At 64.8% G+C, this 21,744-nt stretch carries 19 protein-coding genes; 9 read left to right on the plus strand and 10 right to left on the minus strand.

Annotated elements, in window-relative coordinates; translation table 11 throughout:
- Nucleotides 1-189: 189 nt before the first annotated feature.
- The 5 genes from JQ617_RS39095 to JQ617_RS39115 all read right to left on the minus strand — a co-directional run bounded on the left by JQ617_RS39095 (nt 190) and on the right by JQ617_RS39115 (nt 2,824).
- Nucleotides 190-675, minus strand: a complete 486-nt coding sequence (locus JQ617_RS39095; protein WP_063686536.1) for a F0F1 ATP synthase subunit B family protein — start codon at nt 673-675, stop codon at nt 190-192.
- Between the two features lie 5 nt (nt 676-680).
- Nucleotides 681-1,247: a F0F1 ATP synthase subunit B family protein gene (locus JQ617_RS39100; RefSeq protein ID WP_145656718.1), complete on the minus strand. Its 567-nt coding sequence runs from the start codon at nt 1,245-1,247 to the stop codon at nt 681-683.
- Nucleotides 1,248-1,307: 60 nt separating this feature from the next.
- Nucleotides 1,308-1,535: a F0F1 ATP synthase subunit C gene (locus JQ617_RS39105; RefSeq protein ID WP_018643436.1), complete on the minus strand. Its 228-nt coding sequence runs from the start codon at nt 1,533-1,535 to the stop codon at nt 1,308-1,310.
- Nucleotides 1,536-1,588: 53 nt separating this feature from the next.
- Nucleotides 1,589-2,338, minus strand: coding sequence for a F0F1 ATP synthase subunit A (locus JQ617_RS39110; RefSeq protein ID WP_212031003.1), 750 nt, complete (start codon nt 2,336-2,338; stop codon nt 1,589-1,591).
- Between the two features lie 111 nt (nt 2,339-2,449).
- Nucleotides 2,450-2,824: an AtpZ/AtpI family protein gene (locus JQ617_RS39115; protein WP_063686541.1), complete on the minus strand. Its 375-nt coding sequence runs from the start codon at nt 2,822-2,824 to the stop codon at nt 2,450-2,452.
- Between the two features lie 75 nt (nt 2,825-2,899).
- Here JQ617_RS39115 and JQ617_RS39120 point away from each other — a divergent pair, with 75 nt between their 5' ends.
- The 3 genes from JQ617_RS39120 (at nt 2,900) to JQ617_RS39130 (ending at nt 4,318) form a co-directional block, all read left to right on the plus strand.
- Complete coding sequence (locus tag JQ617_RS39120) at nt 2,900-3,142, plus strand: hypothetical protein (protein ID WP_212031004.1); 243 nt, start codon at nt 2,900-2,902, stop codon at nt 3,140-3,142.
- Between the two features lie 42 nt (nt 3,143-3,184).
- Entirely contained in the window at nt 3,185-3,706 is a 522-nt protein-coding gene (locus JQ617_RS39125) for a hypothetical protein (protein ID WP_212031005.1), read from the plus strand.
- Nucleotides 3,707-3,838: 132 nt separating this feature from the next.
- Nucleotides 3,839-4,318, plus strand: a complete 480-nt coding sequence (locus tag JQ617_RS39130) for a secondary thiamine-phosphate synthase enzyme YjbQ (protein ID WP_212031006.1) — start codon at nt 3,839-3,841, stop codon at nt 4,316-4,318.
- An 84-nt stretch (nt 4,319-4,402) separates the two neighbouring features.
- Here JQ617_RS39130 and JQ617_RS39135 read toward each other — a convergent pair whose 3' ends face one another.
- Entirely contained in the window at nt 4,403-6,028 is a 1,626-nt protein-coding gene (locus JQ617_RS39135) for an MFS transporter (protein ID WP_212031007.1), read from the minus strand.
- Between the two features lie 342 nt (nt 6,029-6,370).
- Here JQ617_RS39135 and JQ617_RS39140 point away from each other — a divergent pair, with 342 nt between their 5' ends.
- Together JQ617_RS39140 and JQ617_RS39145 are read left to right on the plus strand one after the other, a co-directional pair.
- A complete protein-coding gene (locus JQ617_RS39140) occupies nt 6,371-7,042 on the plus strand; it encodes a response regulator (RefSeq protein ID WP_063686549.1) in 672 nt (223 codons plus the stop codon).
- Between the two features lie 124 nt (nt 7,043-7,166).
- Complete coding sequence (locus tag JQ617_RS39145) at nt 7,167-9,011, plus strand: DUF3857 domain-containing transglutaminase family protein (RefSeq protein ID WP_212031008.1); 1,845 nt, start codon at nt 7,167-7,169, stop codon at nt 9,009-9,011.
- Nucleotides 9,012-9,639: 628 nt separating this feature from the next.
- Here JQ617_RS39145 and JQ617_RS39150 read toward each other — a convergent pair.
- Nucleotides 9,640-12,483 carry an ATP-binding protein gene (locus JQ617_RS39150; RefSeq protein WP_212031009.1) on the minus strand — a complete coding sequence of 948 codons (2,844 nt, stop codon included), beginning with the start codon at nt 12,481-12,483 and terminating at the stop codon, nt 9,640-9,642.
- Between the two features lie 196 nt (nt 12,484-12,679).
- Between JQ617_RS39150 and JQ617_RS39155 the strand changes: the two genes are divergently transcribed.
- The 4 genes from JQ617_RS39155 to JQ617_RS39170 all read left to right on the plus strand — a co-directional run bounded on the left by JQ617_RS39155 (nt 12,680) and on the right by JQ617_RS39170 (nt 15,641).
- Complete coding sequence (locus tag JQ617_RS39155; RefSeq protein WP_212031010.1) at nt 12,680-13,099, plus strand: organic hydroperoxide resistance protein; 420 nt, start codon at nt 12,680-12,682, stop codon at nt 13,097-13,099.
- Nucleotides 13,100-13,134: 35 nt separating this feature from the next.
- Nucleotides 13,135-14,163, plus strand: a complete 1,029-nt coding sequence (locus tag JQ617_RS39160; protein WP_212031011.1) for an alpha/beta fold hydrolase — start codon at nt 13,135-13,137, stop codon at nt 14,161-14,163.
- Nucleotides 14,164-14,237: 74 nt separating this feature from the next.
- Nucleotides 14,238-14,801, plus strand: a complete 564-nt coding sequence (locus JQ617_RS39165; protein WP_212031012.1) for a cytochrome P460 family protein — start codon at nt 14,238-14,240, stop codon at nt 14,799-14,801.
- A gap of 18 nt (nt 14,802-14,819) precedes the next feature.
- Nucleotides 14,820-15,641, plus strand: coding sequence for an SDR family NAD(P)-dependent oxidoreductase (locus JQ617_RS39170; protein ID WP_212031013.1), 822 nt, complete (start codon nt 14,820-14,822; stop codon nt 15,639-15,641).
- Nucleotides 15,642-15,653: 12 nt separating this feature from the next.
- Here JQ617_RS39170 and JQ617_RS39175 read toward each other — a convergent pair whose 3' ends face one another.
- The 3 genes from JQ617_RS39175 to JQ617_RS39185 form a co-directional block, all read right to left on the minus strand.
- Nucleotides 15,654-19,163: a PAS domain-containing hybrid sensor histidine kinase/response regulator gene (locus tag JQ617_RS39175; RefSeq protein ID WP_212031014.1), complete on the minus strand. Its 3,510-nt coding sequence runs from the start codon at nt 19,161-19,163 to the stop codon at nt 15,654-15,656.
- A 268-nt stretch (nt 19,164-19,431) separates the two neighbouring features.
- On the minus strand, nt 19,432-20,661 hold the full coding sequence (gene hemA / locus JQ617_RS39180; RefSeq protein WP_063687741.1) for a 5-aminolevulinate synthase: 1,230 nt from the start codon (nt 20,659-20,661) through the stop codon (nt 19,432-19,434).
- Between the two features lie 224 nt (nt 20,662-20,885).
- Nucleotides 20,886-21,611, minus strand: coding sequence for a GntR family transcriptional regulator (locus tag JQ617_RS39185; protein WP_502754916.1), 726 nt, complete (start codon nt 21,609-21,611; stop codon nt 20,886-20,888).
- Between the last annotated feature and the right edge of the window lie 133 nt (nt 21,612-21,744).

Genomic DNA, 21,744 nt, shown 5'->3' on the forward strand with positions numbered 1-21,744 from the left:
GCTACTAACCGTCCTCAACGCCATGATGCGCGAAAGGAAGCCCTACCTAAAGGCCAAGCCGACATAACAGTTGCCGGCTCTGCGCCGCGTCATTTCATGCCGCGTCGCGTCCGGGACACGAGACCTCTCCGCCCAACAAAAAAGCCGGCGCTCATCGCGCCGGCTTTTTGATTGGTGAAGGCGAAACCCTCAGTTCAGCTTCTGCCGGACTTCGTTGATGCCCTTGGCGAGCAGGTCGTCGGCGACCTGGCCCTTGACCGACTGCGACAGGATCGTGGAAGCGGCCTGGACGGCGGCTTCCGCGGCTGCGGCGCGGACATCGGCCAGCGCCTGGGCCTCGGCGAGTGCGATCTTGCTCTCCGCGGTCTTGGTGCGGCGGGCGACGAAGTCTTCCATCTTCGCCTTGGCGTCGGCAGCGATGCGCTCGGCTTCGGCCTTGGCGTTGGAGATGATGTCGGCGGCCTCGCGCTCGGCGGTGGCGCTGCGCGCCTTGTAGTCCGCGAGCACCTTGGCCGCTTCTTCCTTGAGGCGCGTCGCGTCGGCGAGCTCGGCCTTGATGCGATCGGCGCGATGATCGAGCGCGGTCATCGCCGACTTGAACACCCCGACATAGCCGAACACGACCATCAGGATCACGAAGGCGACGGCGACCCAGGTCTCAGGATCGAAGAACATATCGACTAACCCTTCAAGGACGCGTCAACGGCAGCATTGACCGAGGCCGCATCCGGAACGACGCCGGTGAGCTGCTGCACGATCTGGCCTGCCGCATCGGCCGCGATGCCGCGGACGTTGCTCATGGCGGTAGCGCGGGTCGAGGCGATGGTCTTTTCCGCCCCGGCGAGCTTGGCCGCCAGCTGCTCTTCCAGGGCCTTGCGCTCGGCTTCCGCCTGCGCATTCGCCTTGTCGCGGGATTCGTTGCCGATCGCCTGTGCCCGCGAGCGGGCCGAAGCAAGCTCGCCTTCATAGGCCTTCAGCGCAGCCTCGGACTGGTCCTTCAGCTTCTGCGCTTCGGCGAGGTCACCCTCGATCTTGTTCTGACGCGCTTCGATCGCACCGCCGACCTTCGGCAGAGCGAACTTGGACACGATCACGTAAAGCAGGACGAAGAAGATCGCGAGCGACACCAGCTGTGAAGCGAAGGTGCTGCTCTCGAACGGCGGAAACCCGCCACTGTGGTGACCACCGTCAGCCTCAGTGTGAGCGCCCGCCGCCGGACCTTTTGCGCCGCCATGACTCTCAGCCATGGAGTACTCCCGTTGCTGTCACGCGCCGCTTCGGATGAAGCGGCGCGAAAGAAGTCGTTCTTAGAAAACGAACAGCAGAAGCAGCGCGATCAGCAGCGAGAAAATGCCGAGCGCTTCGGTCACGGCGAAGCCGAAGATCAGGTTGCCGAACTGGCCCTGAGCGGCCGAGGGGTTGCGGACGGCTGCGGCGAGGTAGTTGCCGAAGATCACGCCCACGCCGACGCCCGCGCCGCCCATGCCGATGCATGCGATGCCCGCGCCGATAAGTTTTGCTGCTGCCGGATCCATTTTAGACTCCTTGGAAGAAAGATTGGGTTGTGGGTGGAAATTCCCCGGACCGCTCAGTGTCCCGGATGAATGGCGTCGTTGAGGTAGATGCAGGTCAGGATCGCAAACACATAGGCTTGCAGGAACGCGACCAGAATCTCGAGCGCGTACAGCGCGACGGTGAGCGCCAGCGGCAGCACGCCGCCGACCCAGCCGATGGCGCCGAGCGAGAAGCCCAGCATGGCGACGAAGCCCGCGAACACCTTCAGCGCGATGTGGCCGGCCAGCATGTTGGCGAACAGACGAATGCTGTGCGAGACCGGCCGCAGGAAGAACGACAGGATCTCGATGAACATGACCAGCGGCAGGATGTAGCCCGGGACGCCGTGCGGAACGAAAATCGAGAAGAATTTCAGGCCGTTCTTGGCGACGCCGTAGATCAGCACGGTGAAGAAGACCAGCAGCGCCAGTCCGACGGTGACGATCAGGTGGCTCGAGACCGTGAAGGTGTAGGGGATGATGCCGACCAGGTTCGAGACGCAGATGAACATGAACAGCGAGAAGATCAGCGGGAAGAACTTCATGCCTTCCGCGCCGGCCGTCGAACGGATGGTCGAGGCCACGAATTCGTAGGAGATTTCGGCGACCGACTGCAGGCGCCCGGGAACGAGTTGCGAGCCGCTGGCGAGCATCAGCAGCGTGATGATCGCCACCGCCACCAGCATGTAGAGCGACGAATTGGTGAAGGCGATCGTGTGATGGCCGATCTGGCCCAGGGTGAAGAGAGGCTCGATGTTGAACTGGTGGATCGGGTCGATTTTCATCAGCGCGGCATCTCTTGGTCTGCCGGGCGACGCCGGCGGGTCTCGGTCTGCCGGCCGGGCCGGCCCGTACCGGCGATGCCGGCACGATCATTCCTCTCCGTGCGGATCGCCTTACGAACCACCGCGCCTGTTCTGACCCGCGCCCGCCGATCTCACCACGTTCACCACGCCGGCCACGAAGCCCAGCAGCAGGAACACGATAAATCCGAAAGGCGACGTCGACAGCAAGCGGTCGAACCCCCAGCCAATCCCCGCTCCGACAGCGACACCGGCGACCAACTCGGAGGATAACCGAAAACCAAGCGCCATCGCCGAGGCTCTGGCCGCTCCGTCTCCACCGTCACCTGCGGGTTGCTCGGTCTTGATCCGGCGGTCGCGAATTTCCGACAACCGCTGATCGAGATTTCCGAGCCGTTCGGAAAGCGCAGCTTCCTCGGGCGATCTATCGCGATCTCCATTCTCGCCGTGTCCCGTGCCCTGTGTCATGCAACGAAGACCCGAAACGCCGCGGCTGAATGGAAATTACGCCCGCCACCCTCAAAAGCCGCGCGGACCATACTGATGGCCTATAATCAAGTCAAGCCAAGTCACGATTGCGTCGCTTTCTTCTATGTAGTTGATTTATTTGACGATATTGGCGCGCACGGCAGCGCTGCACACAGCGTGACGCCGCACCGCAGCAGCTCTCTTGCGGATCGGTGGACGTGGCCGCCATTTCGCCGCGCTGCAGGGATCAAACACCCGCCCGGCATCGTTGATTCCGGGCGGGTGTTTTTGGCGGCGGATCGCCTCGGCCGGGTGTAGAATTGCGGACGTGCCACGTTTGGCGTCGTGGCGGAGAGTGCGATGAGACCAGTGACGTCATCCACAGCATCATGGCTTGCGGCGGCGTCGTTCGCCGTAGTGATGACCGTCAGCGGCAGCCTCTTGGCCGCCCAATCGGCGCCGGACAGCGAAAACGGCCGCTACACCATGACACCGATCCCGGAGGGGGTGCTGCGGCTCGACACCCGCACGGGCACGATGTCGACCTGCACCCGGAACGGGTCCGGCTGGGCCTGCTACGCCGTGCCCGACGAGCGTGCCGCGTTCGATGCCGAGATCGGCCGGCTCCAGGCCGAAGTCGAGAAGCTGAAGGGGCAGCTCGCGGCCGGGCCGACGGTCTCGGGCAAGATCGACGAGGCACTGCCGAAATCCGACCCGCTGAAGAAGGCCGAGCCGAAGGTTGCCGAGGGCGACCGCAAGATCGAGATTCCGTTGCCGAGCGATCAGGACGTCGACCGCGTGATGTCGTTCCTGGAAAAGGCATGGCGCCGGCTGATCGACATGGCCAACCGCGTGCAAAAGGACGTGTCGGGAAAGATTTGACGCGCGACGAGCTGCCGTAGGGTGGGCAAAGGCGCAACGCGCCCGGCCCACGATCCTGATATCGTCGCGCGGATTGGTGGGCACGCTTCGCTTTGCTCACCCTACGGCGGCTTTCCGAGTTGAGAGACGTTCATGACATCCACCAAATCCATCACCCGCTCAACGCCGAGCTCGGTGCAGGCCACCATCATCTCATCGTCGCTGCTGACCGTGCAGACGCCGGGCTGCGGCTTCATCGATCTCACCAGCGAGGCCGCGAAGTTCGTCGCCGAAGTCCGCGCGCGCGACGGCGCGCTGACGCTGTTCATCCGTCACACCTCGGCGTCGCTGACGATCCAGGAGAATGCCGATCCTTCCGTGCTCGTCGACCTCACCACGGCGCTGGCGCGGTTCGCGCCGGACGATGAAGATGCGGGCTGGACTCACGACACCGAAGGGCCGGACGACATGCCGGCGCACGTCAAGACCATGCTGACGGGGACCTCGCTCCACGTGCCGGTTATAGAGGGCAAGCTCGCGCTCGGCACCTGGCAGGCAATCTATCTGATCGAGCATCGGACCCGCCCGCATCGCCGCGAGGTGGTGCTGCAATTCATCGGCGGCAATCGCTAGAGCGCTCTCGCGCGAAGCTCGGGCCCAAAACAAAACCGGCCGCGGAGACCGCGGCCGGTTGGTGTTGGTTGATCGCTGCTTCGATCAGGTCGCCTTGATGTCGACGTCCTTGGTCTCGGGCAGGAACAGGAAGCCGATCACGACCGTGATGGAGGCGAAGATGACCGGATACCAGAGACCGGCATAGATATCGCCCGTGGAGGCCACGATGGCGAAGGCGGTCGCGGGCAGCAGGCCGCCGAACCAGCCGTTGCCGATGTGGTAGGGCAGCGACATCGAGGTGTAGCGGATGCGGGTCGGGAACAGTTCGACCAGCATCGCGGCGATCGGGCCGTACACCATGGTGACGAACACCACCAGGATGAACAGCAAGCCGATGGTCGCGGCCACCTGCGGACGGAAGATGTCGAACGGGTTCGACATCTTCACGATGCCCGCGTCACCCGGCTTCGGATAGCCGGCCGCCTGCACCGCGGCGAGCAGTGCGGGGTTGCCGTCCTTGGCGTTGGCGTAGGCAACGTCCTTGCCGTTGACCACGACCTTCACGCCGGAGCCGGCGGGGCCAGACGAGGTCGAGTACTTGACCGACGACTGCGACAGGTAGGCACGTGCGGTGTCGCAGGGCGCGGTGAAGACGCGGGTGCCGACCGGGTTGAACAGGTCGCCGCAAGCTGCGGGATCCGCCACCACGTCGACCTTGACCGTCTCGATCGCCTTTTCCAGCGCCGGGTTGGCGTTGGTGGTGATCATCTTGAAGATCGGGAAGAAGGTCAGGGCCGCGATCAGACAGCCGCCGAGGATGATTGGCTTGCGGCCGATCTTGTCGGACAGCACGCCGAACACGATGAAGAAGCCGGTGCCGAGCAGCAGCGACCAGGCGATCAGCAGGTTGGCGGTGTAGCCGTCGACCTTGAGGATCGATTGCAGGAAGAACAGCGCGTAGAACTGGCCGGTGTACCAGACCACGCCCTGGCCCATCACGCCGCCGAGCAGGGCGAGCAGCACGAGCTTGCCGTTCTGCCAGTTGCCGAAGGCTTCGGTGAGCGGCGCCTTCGAGCTCTTCCCCTCGTCCTTCATCTTCTGGAAGATCGGCGATTCGTTGAGGCGGAGACGGATCCAGACCGAGATGCCGAGCAGCAGCACCGAGACCAGGAACGGAATGCGCCAGCCCCAGGCCGCGAAGTCGGCTTCGCCGGTCGCGGTGCGGGTGAACAGGATCACCAGCAGCGACAGGAACAGGCCGAGCGTCGCCGTCGTCTGGATGAAGGAGGTGTAGTAGCCGCGCTTGCCGTTCGGAGCATGCTCCGCGACGTAGGTCGCCGCGCCGCCATATTCACCACCGAGCGCCAGGCCCTGGGCGAGGCGCAGCGCGATCAGGATGATCGGGGCCGCGATGCCGATGGTCGCCGCGTTGGGCAGCAGGCCGACGATGAAGGTCGACAGGCCCATGATCAGGATGGTGACGAGGAAGGTGTATTTGCGGCCGACGATGTCGCCGATACGGCCGAACACGATGGCGCCGAACGGACGTACCAGGAAGCCCGCGGCGAACGCCAGCAGCGCGAAGATGTCGCGGGTTGCCGGCGGATAGGCCGAGAAGAACTGCGCGCCGATGATGCCGGCCAGCGAACCGTAGAGGTAGAAGTCGTACCATTCGAAGACGGTACCGAGCGAGGAGGCGAGAATGACGAAACGTTCGTCCTTCGTCATCCCTCCTGCGCCAGTCTGAGACACAGCCATTGTCGACATAGTGAGTCGCTCCCCGAAATGCGTTTCCTCGCGCCCCGGATGTCCGGGCATGCCGGATCAACCCAGGTCTTGCCCGCAAGGTAACATCGGCGTGAAACCTGTCCCAATACGACTTTCGGCCTTGCGCACTGACGCGCACCTGACGTCCGGTCGCAGATGCCGGACCGCAAGTGCGGAGAATTCCGGATTAACCCCTTTCCAGCAAAGGGATAATGTACACTTGCATGCCACGGCCGCTCGGGGAAGAATTGACCCGCCGCGGCATCGACTCGCCCGGCGGTCGCGAACGACAGCAAGAGAACGATGAACGCTCCCTCGACCCATCTCGTCATTGCCGATGATCATCCCCTGTTCCGCGATGCGCTACGGCAGGCGGTGGCGAGCGTCCTGACCTCGGCCAGGATCGATGAGGCAGGATCGTTCGAGGATCTGACCAAGCTTCTGGAACAGACCTCCGACGTCGACCTGATCCTGCTCGACCTGTCGATGCCCGGGATTTCGGGCTTTTCCGGCCTGATCTATCTGCGCGCGCAATATCCGGCGATCCCGGTGGTGATCGTCTCGGCCTCCGACGACAGCGCCACGATCCGCCGCTCGCTCGATTTCGGCGCCTCCGGCTTCATCCCGAAGCGCTTCGGCGTCGAGACGCTGCGCGACGCCATCCTCAAGGTGATGGAAGGCGACGTCTGGGTTCCCGCCGACACCGATTTGTCGGCCGCGGCCGATCCCGACATGACGCGCCTGCGCGACCGTCTGGTCACGCTGACACCGCAGCAGGTCCGGGTCCTGATGATGCTGTCCGAGGGGCTGCTCAACAAGCAGATCGCCTATGAGCTCGGCGTCTCCGAGGCCACCATCAAGGCGCACGTCTCGGCGATCCTGCAAAAGCTCGGCGTCGAGAGCCGCACGCAGGCGGTGATCGCCGCCGCGAGGATCGCCGGCGGCCAGTGGAAGCAGGGCACGCCGACGGGGTAGGACTTCGCTCGTCCCGAATCGTTACGTCTACTCCTGCCGCGAAACTCCCGCTTGGCGTGTTGCGTTGCGACAGTCATTTGCTACAACCTGTGCGTCGGGCTGGTTATCGGGCTGGAGCAAGTGCGTGGGGTTGGAATGGAATGCGCGCGATCTCGTTCATTGCGCGTCGGTGCCGGAATGGGTGGATCACCAGCCCTATCGTTTTCCCATCCCAGAGACGGAGGTCTCCTGCATCGGGAACGGCGTATGCCGGCTGTTGTCTGATATTCAAACCGATCTCAGCACCGGCACGGTCGCCTGGCACTGTCGGGTCGCCAACCGTGTCCTGACGCGCGAAGGCGCGGAGCGGACCGCGCATTTCATGGTCGACTTCGATCCAGGCTATCAGCGGCTCGAAGTGCATTTCATCAGCGTTGTCCGCGGCGGCGAGCGGATCGAGCACGCCAAACCTGATGCCTTCCAGGTCTTGCGGCGTGAAACCAATCTGGAGCGGTTGGTGTTCGACGGATGCCTGACCGTTTCGCTGCTTGTTCCAGACGTGCGGATCGACGACATCGTGGAATTCAGCCTCACGATTTATGGCGGCGCACCGGTTCTGCTGGGCAAGTATCAGTCTTGGATCACGTTCGATCGTTTCAATCCGTACTTCGAACGGCGCCAGCGCTTGCGCAGGCCAATTGCCCGCAACATTCACAAGAAGGAGTTCAACAATCCGCCGCCGTCGCAGTGCACGACCGCTGACGGTGTCGAGGATCTGAGATGGCAACTGGTCGGCCAGAAGCGGCGCGATCCGGAAATCCTGACGCCCTCGTGGATTCTCTTCCACCCCTCGCTGCAACTCAGCGAATTCGAGAGCTGGAACGAAGTAGCATCGCTGTTGTCGCCTCATTATGAGGCGGGTGGTCTTCCTGATGTGCTCGCAGAGGAGGTCGATCGCATCGGGCGAGAGCATGCAGGGCTGGCTGAGCGGGCTGCCGAATGGTTGCGATTCGTGCAGCGTGAGCTCCGCTATTTCGCCGTTTCGCTGGGTGAAGGCGGGCTGACGCCCCGACCGGTCGAGACGATCTGGAATACGCGCTTCGGCGACTGCAAGGATTCCTCGACGCTCTACGTGGCGGGCGCGCGTCGGCTCGGCCTCGATGCCTGTGCGGCCCTGGTCTCGACGACCCACGGCTTTGCCCTGAACGATATCCTTCCGAGCGCCGGCGTCTTCAATCACTGCATTGCGCACGTGCGGCTCGATGGTCACAGCTACTGGCTCGATCCGACGGTGTCGATGCAGGGCGGTCGTCTGAACGATATCTCTCAGCCGCATCGCGGATGGGCGCTACCGCTCACGGGTGAGACGGTCGAACTGGAATGGATGGGAAGCGAAGAGCCGCTTCACGTCATCCATTGGGAAGACGAGATCACGCTGGGACCGAAGCGCAACTCGCCCGCGACCGTGGAACGGACGATCGACTATTCGTTTTGGTATGCCGACGGTATGCGCAATCGCATCGCCAACGAGGGGACCGCCGGATACGTCGAAGGCATGCTGCGGGAGTGGCAATCCGTCTGGCCCGGCGTTGCCGAGGCCGCGCCGATCGAGGTTCAAGATGACCGCGCTCGCAACACGGTCTCGCTGGTCCTGAAGCTCACCATTCCCGGCGGCTGGAAGACCGGCGGAGCCAATTCGCCGCTGGTGTTCCCCATTTCCGACATGGCGACGGTGCACGAGCTTCATCCGCTCACGGAACTTCGCCGCGAGAACGAAATCTTCCTGGGCCGGCCACGCAAGATCACCAACCTGATTAAGGTGAATATGCCGCGACGCTGGCCCGGTGATGGCTGGATAAATCACCTGCAGGCGCCCGGCATCGAGTACCGGGGTCGTGCGACGTTCGAGGGGCGGACCATGAACAGCTTTCGCGAATTGATCGTCCACCGATGGTCTTCGCCGGTCTCCGGAGCACACGCTTATTTATAATGAGATCGCCGAGAAGCTCGAAGAAAATCTCCTGCATATCTGGGCAAGCGAGCTGTTTGGCCGGGTCCGGCCCCACATAGGTGCACGCGGACGAATGGTCCTTGCTCTTCGCTGGTTGTCTGGCGGCGTCTGGGGCGCCATCGTCATCTGGTACTTGTTGCGGGCATTTATATTTGTCGGCACTCATCACTAGCCCGGTCTGCCTGGTGGCAGCGAGGTGATCATCCCAAGTTCTTGCGCTCCACGTCGGGCGAAACAGCTTCCGGCGAAGACGCTGCGAGAATGCGAAGGTATGTCTGCAAGCCGAAATGTGAGCTGGAAGAGTGACCCTGTTGCCTCATACTCCGTCATTGCGAGCGCAGGGAAGCAATCCAGAGTCTTTCCACGGAGGGATTCTGGATTGCTTCCCTGCGTTCGCAATGACGGAATTGGAGAGAGCTACCGTCGATCCATCACCGTCACTCTGAGGTGCGAGTGATGGGGCAAAGTGCCCCATCGGGAACCTCGAAGGATGCATGGCCCGGCTGGCACTTCGACCGTTCATCCTTCGAGGCTCTGGTCGCAATGCCTTCGCATCGCGCCAGTCGCACCTCGGGATGACGGAGCCGACGTAGCGAGTTCGTCGGATTTATAATGCCTGCAGCAGCTCGTTGGCGATCCTGATATCCGCCATGTCCGAGCCTTCGGCGAAACCTTCGAGCGCCGTCTGGAGCAGCAGCTTTGCGTCCGCACGGCCGCCTCGTTCGGCAAGGATCTGCGCAAGGTCGATCGTCGCCCGCAGCTCCCAGGCCTTCGCGCCCTGGTCGCGGCCAAGCTCCAGTGACTGCCTGAGACTGGCCTCCGCTGCCGCTTTGTCGGGTGCAGGAAGCGACAACAGAACTCTGCCCTTCATCCGCAGCAGCTCCGGCATGTAGAGATGATCGCCGCCGTGCTCGACGAGCCGGATGGCGTCGTCGATCAGGCCTGCCGCCTGCCCGGTCTGGCCGAGCGCCAGCAGGCCCTGAACCAGCGCGATGTTGAACGTCGTGGTCAGCAGCTCGTAGCCGGCCTCGTGCAGCTCGCGCAGGCAGGCGCGTATCGTCTCGACGCCGGCGGCGGCGTCGCCGCGCCGGATCGCCAGCTCGCCTTTGACGCCGCGGCCGACCGCGAGATAGGGGCCCATCGAGCGCGATTCGGCGTGGGCGATGAAGTGGCCAATGTCGCATTCGGCGCCGTCGAGGTCGCCGCTCCAGAGATCGATCGACACCGCCCAGATCAGCGCGATGCAGAGCGTGATCGGATGGTCCATCTGCGCGGCCTCGGTGACCGTTTGTCGCGCGAGCTGCTGAGCCTCCGCCGGACGGCCCTGCAGCCAGAGCTCGCGCGCAAGCGAGATGCCGGCGCGGTTGCGATGATCGAAGCCGTGCACCGTGCTGATCCGCTCCGTGCCCGGCCCCTGCCAGGCCGCCTTCAGCATCGTCAATGCGTCGCGATGCTCGCCGGCCAGATGCAGGGAGACGCCCAGCAGTGATTTTGCGAGCGCGATGGAGGCGGCATCGCCGAGCGTCTCGGCGACGGTGAGGCTCTGCCGGGCATAGCCGAGCGCGGCATCGAACTGTCCCATTCGCTCGTGGAAAATATGCATGCGGCCAAGCAGCTGGAGCTGGTTGGGTGCATCGCCGCGCGCCTGCGCGATCGCAAGCGCCCTGCTCAATGCGTCACGCGCCGCTTCGCTGCCGCCGCGCGTGAACATCAGCGTCAATCCGAGCGCCGCCTGGATGTGCATCTCCTCAGCACTGCCGTGCTTGGACGGGGCGATCGCCAGCAGCGCCCGTTCCGACCAGCGCCGGCATTCGATCAGCAGCGACATCGCCAGGAAGATGGGAGCTGCCGCCGCGGTGAGCGCAATGCCGATGCCCGCATCGCCGTCCGCGCTGAAGCACCAGTGCAAAGCGGCGCGCACGTTGTGGAGCGCGGAGAAGTGGATTGCCCGTTCGTCCGCGCCCGGCACCGTCGCCCATGTCGTGCCGGCCTGCTCCAGCCATTGCCGGTAATAGGTCGCGTGCCGAGCTGAGAGCGCCGCGTCGCGGGGCTCGTTCTCGAGCAGATAGGCGCGCGTCGTGTCGAGCAGACGGTAACGCATCATGGCGCCGATCGGGCGCGGCGCGACCATCGACTTGGCGACGAGGCTGTCGATGGCGTCGAACAGCCGGGCGCGGTCGACACGCTGGTCCGGCACGACCTCGAGCGCGGCGTCGATGGTGAAATGGCCGGAGAAGACCGCGAGCCTGCGCAGCACGAGGCGCTCGACGTCGGACAAGAGCCCGTAGCTCCAGTCCAGCGTCGCCTGCAACGTCTTCTGCCGCGGCGGCGCGGTGCGCTGGCCCTGCCAGAGCAGATTGAGGCGCTCGTCGAGCAACGCTGCCGTCTGCTCCAGGCCGTAGGCCTCGACCCTGCCTGCCGCGAGCTCGATCGCCAGCGCCATGCCGTCGAGCTTGCGGCAGATGCCGGCCATGATCGCGGCATTGCCGTCGTCGAGCGCGATGTGCGCGCCGCCGGCCGTCGCGCGCTCGATGAAGAGTTGAAGCGCAGGATAGGTCTGCGCGACCGTCGCCGTCAGCCCGGTATCGTCCGGCGGAACGGCGAGCGGCGCGAGCCGATAGACTTGCTCGCCCTCGACGCGCAGGGCTTCACGGCTCGTCGCCAGGATGTGCACGTGCGGCGCCGCATGGAAGATCGCTGCCGCCAGCGGTGCCACAGCCGCGATGACATGCTCGCAATTGTCGAGGATCAGCAGCATCCGCTTGTCCCTGATATGCGCGAGCAGCGCGGGCAGCGGATCGTCGGCCTGGGCCGGCAGGCCCAGCATCAGCAGGATCGAGGTGATCACGAGCTCGGGATCGCTCAGAGCCGCAAGATCGACGAAGTGTGCGGCGTCGGAGAAGGTCTCGAGCAGGTCGTGAGCGATCGCCACCGCGACCGCCGTCTTGCCGACGCCGCCGGGGCCGGCAATCGTGACGAAGCGCATGGTGACGAGCTTGTCCGAGATGGCGACGACCGCCTCGTCGCGCCCGACCATTCGCTGCAGCCGGTTCGGCAGCTTGACCGGCGGAAGTTCGGTTCGCGGCGCTGCCGGAGCCGGCTTTGCCGAAGGCTCCGCTTGCGAGATCGGCGCCACGAAGCAGTAACCGCGGCCGGAGAGCGTGGTGATGTAGCGTGCGCCGTCCTTGCCGTCGCCGAGGGCCTTGCGCAGCGCGGCGATGTGAAAGCGCAGATTAGTCTCCTCGACCGTCATGCCGGGCCAGACCAGCGCCATCAAATCCCATTTGCTGACGACCTGGTTCGGCCGCGACATCAGCGCGATCAGCGTATCGAAGCTCTTGGCGCCCATCGGCAGCGCGACGCCGTCGCGCATCACGAGCCTTTCATGCGGCGTCACGGTGAAAGGGCCGAATATCAATATCGATGCCGCGGGCGCAGCCGGTTCAGTCATCACGAATTCTTGCTCATTCGGAGAACCGGATAACGAGCCGTCGTCGATCCGGCAAGGCCAGCAGCGCATCGCCATCAGGCTACGTTTGCAGGTCTCGTCATTGGGTTCCCGGCCAGCCTCACAAGTTCTCACAACTCCCAACGGGTGTCCCGCCGAGGCGGCTGCTAGTCATTTGCCTGACGGCAAGGAGACCTTCATGACGCAAGCGGCAAAACTGATCTACACGGCCAGCACTCACACCAGCGGCGGACGACACGACGGCATATCGCGCAGTTTGGACGGCCGTCTCGATGTCAAATTGTCGCCGCCGGGCGGCGCGGGCATCGGCACCAATCCCGAGCAACTGTTCGCGGCCGGTTGGTCGGCGTGTTTTGAAGGCGCGATGGAGAAGGCGGCGCGCAAGCGGGAAATCGTGCTTCCTCGAAAAAGCGCGATCGATGCGGAAATCGATCTTCTGCTCGAAGACAACACTTACTCCCTGCGGGCGCGCCTCAATGTCAGCCTGCCGGGCCTCGATCCCGAGGCCGCGCGCGCCATCATCGATGAGGCACATCTGACCTGCCCCTATTCCAGGGCCGTGCGCGGCAACATCGACGTCACGGTCGCACTGATCTGATCACCCCCAACCAACCAGCAATGAGGTAGCCCATCATGAACCAGCTCATCGACCAGCATCGCCGCAAGTTCTTCGGCGTCGCCGCGGGGACCGTCGCTCTCGGTCTCGGCGTGATCGACCTTGCCCGCGCCGAAACGGAAGCGACGCGCGGCGCCGCATCGAATGCGTCCTTCGGCCCGATCAAGCAGATCGATGCCGGTGTCCTGAATGTCGGCTATGCCGAGGTCGGCCCATCGAACGGGCCCGTGGCGATCCTGCTGCACGGCTGGCCGTACGACATTCACGCCTACGTCGATGTCGCGCCGATCCTGGCAAAGGCCGGCTATCGCGTGATCATCCCCTATCTGCGCGGCTACGGCACGACGCAGTTCCTCTCCAGCGAGACGCCGCGCAACGGCGAGCCGGCGGCGATGGCCGTCGACATCATCGAGCTGATGGACAAACTCGACATCAAGAAGGCTGTTATCGCCGGCTTCGACTGGGGCGCGCGCACCGCCGACATTATCGCCGCGCTGTGGCCGGATCGCTGCCGCGCGCTGGTGTCGGTCAGCGGCTATCTGATCTCCAGCCAGGCCGCAGGCAATGCTCCGCTGCCGCCGTCAGCCGAGCTGCAATGGTGGTACCAGTTCTATTTCGCGACCGAGCGCGGCCGCCTCGGATACGCGAAGTACACGCACGACTTCGCCAAGCTGATCTGGAGGCTCGCCTCGCCGCAATGGAAGTTCGACGACGCCACCTTCAACCGCAGTGCGGCGGCGCTCGACAACAAGGACCACGTCGCGATCACGATCCACAATTATCGCTGGCGGCTCGGGCTCGCCGAAGGCGAGCCGAAGTTCGACCATCTCGAAAAGAGGCTCGCGGAAGCTCCGGTGATCAAGGTCCCGACGATCACGATGGAGGGCGACGCCAACGGCGCGCCGCATCCCGATCCCAGCGCCTATGCCAAGAAGTTCGAGGGTCGCTACGACTTCCGCCTGATCACCGGCGGCATCGGCCACAATCTGCCGCAGGAAGCGCCGCAGGCCTTTGCCAAGGCCGTGATCGACGCCGACGGCGCCTGAGCACTCATGCGATGCCTCGGTCCAGCGCCGCTGGACCGAGGACCTGCCGCGATCCCTCGCTTGAAGAAAACATCATGACCCCTGCCGAACCCGAGACGAAAAAACGCTCCTATGCCACGGCGATCACGCTGGGCATGCTCCTTCTCGTCGTCCTCCTCACTTGCGTCCCCTATCTGGTCTCGATCGCATTTGCCGAAGGGCCGGCGCCAGACAACGCGGCGGACGCCTCCCCGATCTTCGGTGTCACGATTCCCGCCGGCTACAAGCAGTGGGAGCTGATCGCGCCCGCCGAAGAGGCGCCGCCGCTCGACGAGCTTCGCGCCGTCGTCGGCAACCAGACGGCCATCGACGCCTATCAGGCCGCCAAGCTGCCGTTCCCGGACGGGACCATTCTGGTCAAGCGCGCCTGGAAGCGGAAGCAATCGCCGGAATTCGCGTCGGCAACGGTTCCCGGCGTCGCGACCACGGTGCAGGTGATGGTCAAGGATTCCAAGAAATACGCAGCGACCGGCGGCTGGGGCTTTGGCCGCTTCATCGACGGCAAGCCGGTCGACGCGGCTCAGCACCGCACCTGCTGGGGCTGTCACGAAGCCCGCGCCAAGAGCCATGATTATGTCTTCACCCGGCTTGCGCCCTGAGACCATGCGGAGGCCGACTTGAAGACTTGGTTCATCAGCGGCAGCTCCCGTGGGCTTGGCCGCGCCATCACGGAAGCGGCGCTTGCCGCGGGCGACCGGGTGGTTGCCACTGCCCGGAATCTCGCGCCGCTTGAGTCGTTGCGCGACCGGTTCGGCGACAGACTGCGGCTCGCGACACTCGACGTCACTGACGAGGCCGCAGCGCAAGCGGCCATCGAACTCGCCGTGACGGCGTTCGGCAGCCTCGACGTGGTCGTCAACAATGCCGGCTATGGCGAGCTCGGATCGGTCGAGGACACGAGCCTGGATTCATTCCGGCAGCAGATCGAGGCCAATCTGATCGGCACCATCATCGTCACCAAAGCGGCGATCCCGGTGCTGCGCCGGCAACGCCGCGGGCATATCGTTCAAGTCTCGTCCGTGGGCGGCCGGATCGGCGCGCCGGCGCGTGCGGCCTATTCGGCCGCGAAATGGGGCATCGAGGGCTTCTCGGAGTCGCTGGCGCGCGAGATGGCGCTGATCGGCGTGCACGTGACGATCGTCGAGCCCGGCGGTTTCCGCACCGGGTTTGCGCAGACCGCGCACGCGACTGATGAGGGGCGTGCCGAGTACGATGCCGTCGTCGGGACCGCTGTCAGGATGCAGCGCGACTACGATGGCCGGCAGCCCGGCGATCCCGTCAAAGCCGCCGCCGTCTTCCTGAAGCTCGTCGCGATGGAAAGTCCGCCCTTGCGGATCGCGCTCGGGAGTGATGCCGTCAACGCGATCGCGGCGACGGACCGGCAGCGTCTCCAAGAGCTGGAGAAGTGGCGCGCACTCGGCGTCTCCACGGACTTCTGAGCGGCGACAGAGCTACTCCGCCGCCACCATCTGCTGCGTGCGCCACTGGCCAAGCAAGGCGCGCAGCGAAGCCGGCTTCACCGGCTTGTTGAGCACGGCGACCTTCTCGTCGCGCGCCGCGATCTGCACCGCGGGGCTGCGGTCGGCGGTGATCAGGATCGCGGGGATGCCGTCGCCGAAGCGGCGGCGGATCTCGCGGATCGCGGCGATGCCGTTGCCGCGGTCGAGATGGTAGTCGACGAGCAATCCGGTAACGCGCTTGCCGGCAGCCTCGATCGCCGCGATCGCGCCTTCGGGATCGGCGACCGCGATCACCTCGGCGTCCCAGGCCTTCAGCAGCGTGCGCATGCCGTCGAGGATCGCGGCATCGTTCTCGATGCAGACGATCAGCGCGCCCGCGATCGGCGTGCGTGCCAGCGGCGTCGCGCTGGTCACGGCGGCGGTGAGGGTGACGGCCTTCGCCGTCGGCACCGTCACCGAGAAGACCGAGCCGCCGCTCTTGTTGCCTTCGATGGCGATGCCGTGCTTGAGCACGCGCGCCAGCCGTTCCACGATCGAGAGCCCGAGGCCGAGGCCGCGCGCGATCCGCGCGCCTTGCTCGAGACGGTGGAATTCCTTGAAGATCTCGACGCGCTTGACCGGCGGAATGCCGACGCCGGTGTCATAGACGCAGATCCTGAGCGAGGGGCCCTCGCGGCGGCAGCCGACCAGCACGCGGCCGCGCGGGGTGTACTTGATCGCGTTGGAGATCAGGTTCTGCAGCAGGCGCCGCAGCAGCAGGCGGTCCGACTGTACCGGCAGCGAGCAGGGCACGAAGGTGAGATCGAGGCCCTTGGCGCGTGCGACCGGCGCGAACTCGATCTCCAGCGAACGCATCAGGTCGGCCATCTTGAAGCTCGAGATCGAGGTCGTCATCGCGCCGGCGTCCAGCCGCGAGATGTCGAGCAGCGCGCCGAGGATCTCCTCGATGGCCTGCAGCGACTCGTCGATGTTCTCGACCAGCCGCGTCTCCTCGCCATTGTGCTGGCGTTCGACCAGGCTCGTGACGTAGAGCCGGGCCGCGTTCAGCGGCTGCAGAATGTCGTGGCTCGCGGCGGCGAGGAAGCGCGTCTTGGAGATGCTGGCATCTTCGGCCGCGCTCTTGGCGAGCGCGAGCTCCGAGTTCAGCCGGGTCAGCTCCTCGGTGCGGTCGCGCACGCGCTTTTCCAGGGTCGCGTTGGCGCGCTCCAGCGCTTCGGCCGCCTCGAAGGTCGGCGTGACGTCGGTGAAGGTGATGACGAAGCCGCCGCCGGGCATGCGGTTGGTCAGCACCTCGATCACCATGTGGCGGTCCGGCAGGCGCTCCAGATAGGGCTCGCTGTCGGTGGTGTAGGCCACGAGCCGCTGCTCGATCATCGCCTCGCGGTCGGTCTCGCCCGCCTGATCGCTCACGCCCATGAATTCCAGGATCTCGCGCAGGGGCGTGCCGAACTGGATGAAATGCGGGGGCACGTTGAGGAGATCGCCGAACTGGCGGTTGGAGCAGATCAGTTGCAAATCGGCGTCGAACACCGCGATGCCCTGGCGGACATGGTTGAGTGCGGTCTGGAGGATCTCGCGGTTGAAATGCAGCGCCGCGTGGGAATCGTCGAGCAGCTTCAGGGCGGCCTTGGCCGACACCGTCCGCTTGCGCAGCAGGAGCGACATCACGAGGCGCGAGGAGGCTGCTCCGATCGAGGAGGCGATCAGGTGCTCGGCATGCTGCAACAGCTCGAAATCGGCAGGCGCGGCGGATTCGAGCCGCACGTTGCGGCGGGCCGAGAAGGCCTCGAACGAATGCCGGGCGCGGTCGGGGCCGAGATATTGCGCCACCGTGGTCTGGATGTCCTGCACCGTGACGGTGGTGCGCCAGCGGCGGAAGCTCGGGGAGATCGGCGCCAGCGTGTTGGGCACGAACAGGTCGGCCTGCACCAGCTCGATGGAGGAAGGCCGGCGCGCCAGCGACAGCAGCACATAGGTGAGGATGTTGAGCGACAGCGACCAGATCACGCCGTGCATCAGCGGCGGCAAATCGGCGCCGAACAGCGCCTGCGGCCGCAGCGCCTCGATCCCGAACGGGCCGTGCTGGAGCCACAGGATGCCCGCCGTCGAGGAATCCATGAAGCTCGGCATGAACAGCGTGTAGAGCCACACGGCAAAGCCGACCAGCATGCCGCCGATCGCGCCGCGCGCGGTCGCGCGCCGCCACAACAGGCCGCCGAAGAAGCTCGGCGCGAGCTGGGCGATGGCGGCAAAGGAGAGCAGGCCGATGGCCGCAAGCTGGGTGTTGCCGAGCGCGCGGTAGTAGAAATAGGCCATCACCATGATGGCGAAGATCGCGAGGCGCCGCGAGCGCAGCAGGAAGTCGCTGAAATCGGCGCCGCCGGTGCGCCCCTCCGGCCGCCGCTGCAGCACCAGGGGCACCACGAGGTCGTTCGAGACCATGATCGAGAGCGCGACGCATTCGACGATCACCATCGCGGTCGCCGCCGAGAGGCCGCCGACGAAGACGGCGACGCTGAGCAGGTCGGCGCCCCCCTCCATCGGCAGCGCCAGCACGTACATGTCGGGGTCGGCCGCGCCGAACGGAAAGGTGACGAGGCCGGCGATCGCGATCGGGATCACGAACAAATTGATGGCGACAAGATAGAGCGGGAACAGCCAGCGCGCGCGGCCGACCTCGGCGTCGCTGGAATTCTCGACGACGCTGACATGGAACTGGCGCGGCAGCAGCATGACCGCGCACAGCGACAGCAGCGTCATGGTCAGGAAGTTGCCGATCGACGGCGAATAGTTGATGGCGCGGACCGCTTCCGGCGTCTTCATCGCGCGTTCGATCAATTCATGCGGTGAGAACATCCAGAAGGTGACGAAGATGCCCGCGGTGAGGAAGGCGACCAGCTTGATGATGGATTCGGTCGCGACCGCCAGCATCAACCCGTGCTGGTGCTCGGTCGCGTCGGTCTGGCGCGTGCCGAACAGCACCGCGAAGGCCGCCATCGCCAGCGTCACCATCAGCGCCATGTCGCCGAGGATCGGGATGTGGGAGAAGGCCTGGTCCTCGCTGAGAATGGTTTCGAGCGAGGAGGCCACCGCCTTGAGCTGGAGCGCGATGTAGGGCACCGAGCCGATGATCGCGATCAGCGCCACGGTCGCCGCCACCGCCTGGCTCTTGCCGTAGCGCGCGCCGATGAAGTCGGCGATCGAGGTGATGTTGTGGGCCTTGGCGAGCTGGATCACGCGGCGGAGCACGCCGGCGCCGAGGCCGATCATCAGGATCGGGCCGACATAGATCGCGAGGAAGTCGGTCGAGGTGCGGGTGGCGAAGCCGACCGAGCCGAAGAAGGTCCAGGAGGTGCAGTAGATCGCGAGCGACAACGGATAGATCAGCCCGGATGCGCGGCCGGCCTTGGCCTGCGAGCGGCGGTCGCCGTGGCTCGCCACCAGGAACAGGAAGCCGATATAGCCGAAGGCCGCGGCGATCACGCCCCAGTCGTGCAGCATGGCGAGCGCGTTTCTCCCTGGGCGCGGCAAACCCGCGCCAATGCTCATTTTCCCTTTAAATCTAGCGCGTTGCAGAGACGCAAGCGACACCGAAATGCCGTGCCGGGGGAGGAACTGGGGTTGTCGTTAAGGTGCCAATCCCAACGTCGTCCTGGCGAAAGCCAGGACCCATAACCACGGGACGTGGTTTCGGGCACGCTTGTTGCCCCAGCGAGCTACAACAATCCGCAGTCGGGGTAATGGGTCCTGGCTTTCGCCAGGACGACGATTACTCCGCCGCCAGCGACTTCTGCCGCAGCGGCAGGCCGAGGCGGTCCCAGACCTGCAGCAGGGCTTCGGCGAGCTGATCGATCAGGCCGTCGTCGTGATAGGGCGAGGGCGTGATGCGCAGGCGCTCGGTGCCCTTGGCGACGGTCGGATAGTTGATCGGCTGGATGTAGATGCCGTGCTCTTCCAGCAGCAGGTCGGAGGCCTGCTTGCACTTCTCGGCATCGCCGATGAACAGCGGCACGATGTGGGTGTCGCTCGACATCACCGGCAGTCCGGCCGCATTGAGGATCGCCTTGACGCGGGCGGCGCGGTCCTGATGGCGCTCGCGCTCCCAGCTCGAGGTCTTCAGATGCTTGATCGCGGCGGTGGCGGCCGAGCAGATCGCCGGCGGCAGCGCGGTGGTGAAGATGAAGCCCGGCGCATAGGAGCGCACGGCGTCGATGATCTGGCCGTTGGCGGCGATGTAGCCGCCGAGGCAGCCGAACGCCTTGGCGAGCGTGCCTTCGAGGATGTCGATGCGATGCATGACGCCATCGCGCTCGGCGATGCCGCCGCCGCGCGGGCCGTACATGCCGACGGCGTGGACCTCGTCGACATAGGTCATTGCGCCGTACTTCTCGGCGAGATCGCAGATTTTTGCGAGCGGCGCGACGTCGCCGTCCATGGAATAGAGGCTCTCGCAGGCGATCAGCTTCGGCCGGCTCGTTCCTGCGGCCTTCAGCTTCTCTTCGAGGTCGGCGAGGTCGTTGTGGCGGAACACGACGCGCTCGCAGCCGGACTGGCGGATGCCCTCGATCATCGAATTGTGGTTGAGCTCATCGGAGAGGATGAGGCAGTTCGGAATGAGCTTCGCGATGGTCGCGATGCCGGTCTGGTTCGAGACATAGCCCGAGGTGAACAGCAGCGCGGCTTCCTTGCCGTGGAGGTCGGCGAGCTCGGCCTCGAGCTGCACCAGCGGATGATGCGTGCCGGCGATGTTGCGGGTGCCGCCTGCGCCGGTGCCGACGCGGGTCGCGGTCTCGACCATGGCGCCGACCACTTTCGGGTGCTGGCCCATGCCGAGATAATCGTTGGAGCACCAGATCACGACGTCGCGCTTGCCCTTCGGCGAGTGCCAGACCGCGTGCGGGAACCGGCCGGCGGTGCGCTCGAGATCGGCGAACACGCGATAGCGCCGCTCGGAGTGGAGACGATCGAGGGCGGAATTGAAGAACTGGCTGTAATCCATCGGCAAAACCTAAGACGGAACTGACCAAAAGGGCGGCATCTTCTTAGAGCTTTTCCAGCTCCAATGTCTATGCGCTATCCCACATTTGGCCCTGTGGGGCATTTGGGCAAAATGCCCTATCGTGCGAATTGAAACTTGATCCGGATCAAGTTCGCGCGAGAGGTAATGTTGCTTTGCACCATGCGCCGGGGCGGTGGTCTATCCGGGCTTTTCGGGATGCCTTGTCAGGATGCCTTGGCCTTCTTGCGCGGCTCGCGCTGCACGTCCTTGGCCGTGACCGGCTTCAACCAATCCGAATTGCGCAAGGCATGCGTCACGCAATCATGGATGTGGGTGTGCAGCACCTTGTTGGCGCCGTTGGCGTCGCGCTTCAGCGCCAGCTCCTTGAGCTCACGATGTTCGGCGGCCGCCATCTCGCCGCGAAACACCACGGCGATCATCTGATAGCGCAGATAGCGGTCGTAGACCGCAGCATGCGCATCGAGCAGCACCTTGGAGCCGCAGGCCGCGACGAGCGCGCGATGAAACTGGAAATCACACTGTTTCCAGCTCTCGGCGTCCGACCGTTCGCCTGACAGCAGCATCCGCTCCATCGCCGCGAGCTTGTGATGCGCCGAGACGATGTGCGCCTCCCAGTCGAGATCGCCGGCCGCGAACGACTTCTCGATCATGTGGCCTTCGAGCAGCTCGCGCAGCTCGGCGATCTCCTGGAATTCCGCCGCCGAGATCGGCGCCACCTCGAAGCCGCGCTGGCCTTCGGCGACGACAAGACCTTCCGAGCACAGCCGGTTCAGCGTCTCGCGCAGCGTCGAGATGCTGGTGCCGTAGGCACTGCTCATCCGCTCGAGCTTGAGCTTCTGACCCGGTGTCAGCTTGCCGAAGATCAGGTCGGTGCGGATGCGGCGATAGGCGCTGTCGCCCACCGTCTCGGCAGTCGTGTCGGGAAGGATGTCCATGCCTCATCCTAGCGTCTTGGACGTGCGTTTTGGCAAATTTCGGAGCTTTATCAAGTGTTTCTTATAACATCATACAAAATGCAAAATATAGGTTGATTTATAGTTCGTCATATAAGACTTTCCCGCC

The sequence above is a fragment of the Bradyrhizobium sp. KB893862 SZCCT0404 genome, from assembly GCF_018130885.1.
Classification (GTDB): Bacteria; Pseudomonadota; Alphaproteobacteria; order Rhizobiales; family Xanthobacteraceae; genus Bradyrhizobium; species Bradyrhizobium stylosanthis.